Raw genomic sequence first — 1,934 nt, 5'->3', positions numbered from 1 at the left:
TCGGCGTAGGCCCTGCCGTAGTAGCTGTCGAGGAGGAGCTGGCGGATCTCGGCGATGAGGGGGAAGCGGGGGTTTGCGCCGGTGCACTGGTCGTCGAAGGCGGCTTCGGCGATGGCGTCGAGGCGGGCGAGGAAGGCGGCCTCGGGGACGCCGGCGGCCTGGATGGAGGGGGGGATGTCGAGCTGCGCCTTCAGTTCCTCGACCCACTGCACCAGCTTCTCCACCCGCTCGTGGTCGCGGCTGCCGCCGAGCTCGAGGTGGCGGGCGATCTGCGCGTAGCGCGCCACCCCCTTGGGGCGGTCGTACTGGCTGAACGCCGTCTGCTTGGTCGGGATGTCGGCGGCGTTGTAGCGGATCACGTTGGCGATCAGCAGCGCGTTGGCCAGGCCGTGCGCCAGGTGGAACTCGGCCCCCAGCTTGTGCGCCATCGAGTGGCACACCCCGAGGAAGGCGTTGGCGAAGGCGATGCCGGCCAGGCTGGCGGCGTTGTGCACCTGCTCGCGCGCCTTGGGGTCCCTGGCGCCGTTGGCGTAGGCCGAGGGCAGGTGCTCCTTCAGCAGCTTGAGCGCCTGCAGCGCCTGCCCGTCGGTGTACTCGTTCGCCAGCACCGAGACGTAGGCCTCCAGCGCGTGCGTCACCGCGTCGATGCCGCCGGCCGCCGTCAGCGCCTTGGGCATGTCCATCACCAGGTTGGCGTCGAGGATCGCCATCGTCGGCGTCAGCTCGTAGTCGGCGATCGGGTACTTCACGCCGGTGCGCTCGTCGGTCACCACCGCGAACGGCGTCACCTCCGAGCCGGTGCCCGAGGTCGTCGGCACCGCCACCAGCTGCGCCTTCACGCCCAGCCTGGGGAAGGTGTAGATGCGCTTGCGGATGTCCATGAAGCGCAGCGCCAGATCCTCGAACGCCACCTCGGGCGCCTCGTACATCACCCACATGATCTTCGCCGCGTCCATCGGCGAGCCGCCGCCCAGCGCCAGGATGACGTCGGGCTGGAAGGCGTTGGCCAGCGCCAGCCCCTTGCGCACCACCGCCAGGGTCGGGTCGGCCGCCACCTCGAAGAAGCACTCCACCTCCAGCCCCAGCCCCTTGAGGATCTCCACCGTGCGGGTGACGTGGCCGTGCTCGAACAGGAAGCGGTCGGTGACGATCAGGCAGCGCTTCCGGCCGCGCAGCTCCTCCAGCGCGAACGGCAGGCAGCCGCGGCGGAAGTAGATCGCCTTGGGCAGCTTGTGCCACAGCATGTTCTCGGCCCTCTTCGCCACGGTCTTGCGGTTGAGCAGGTGCTGCGGCCCGACGTTCTCGGAGATCGAGTTGCCGCCCCACGAGCCGCAGCCCAGCGTCAGCGACGGCGCCAGGCGGAAGTTGTAGAGGTCGCCGATGCCGCCCTGCGAGGAGGGCTGGTTGACGAGGATGCGCGCCGTCTTCATGCGCTCGCCGAACACCCGAACCCGCTCGGGCTGCAGGTCCTGGTCGGTGTAGAGCACCGAGGTGTGGCCGATGCCGCCCAGCGCCACCAGCGCCACCGCCTTGTCGCAGGCGTCCGCGAAGTCGGCGGCGCGGTAGAGCGCCAGGGTCGGCGACAGCTTCTCGTGGGCGAAGGCCTCGGCCGCGCCGACGTCGTCCACCTCGGCGATCAGCACCTTGGTGTGGGCGGGCACGGCGATGCCGGCCATCTCGGCGATGGTGCGGGCGGACTGGCCGACGACGGCGGCGTTGAGGTGGCCGTCGCTCATCAGCACCCGGCGCACCGCGTCGGCCTCGGCGGCCGAGAGGACGTGCCCGCCGTGCCGGGCGAAGCGCTCGCGCACCGCCGGGTAGACGGCGTCGACGACGATGGCCGACTGCTCGGAGGCGCAGACCACGCCGTTGTCGAAGGTCTTGGACATCAGGATCGAGGCCACCGCGCGCTTGACGTCGGCGTGCTCGTCGAT

At 70.6% G+C, this 1,934-nt stretch carries 1 protein-coding gene; it reads right to left on the bottom strand.

Features of this window, described 5'->3' with window-relative positions:
- A partial coding sequence (gene adhE, locus ACSBPG_RS31835) for a bifunctional acetaldehyde-CoA/alcohol dehydrogenase (RefSeq protein ID WP_435541274.1) occupies positions 1–1,934 on the bottom strand: 1,934 nt, incomplete at both ends.

Origin of the sequence: Azospirillum sp. ST 5-10 (assembly GCF_051225715.1) — a bacterium.
Lineage (GTDB): Bacteria > Pseudomonadota > Alphaproteobacteria > Azospirillales > Azospirillaceae > Azospirillum.
The sequence above is the reverse complement of the archived record's forward strand: the minus strand, read 5'-3'. Positions and strand labels throughout refer to the sequence as shown.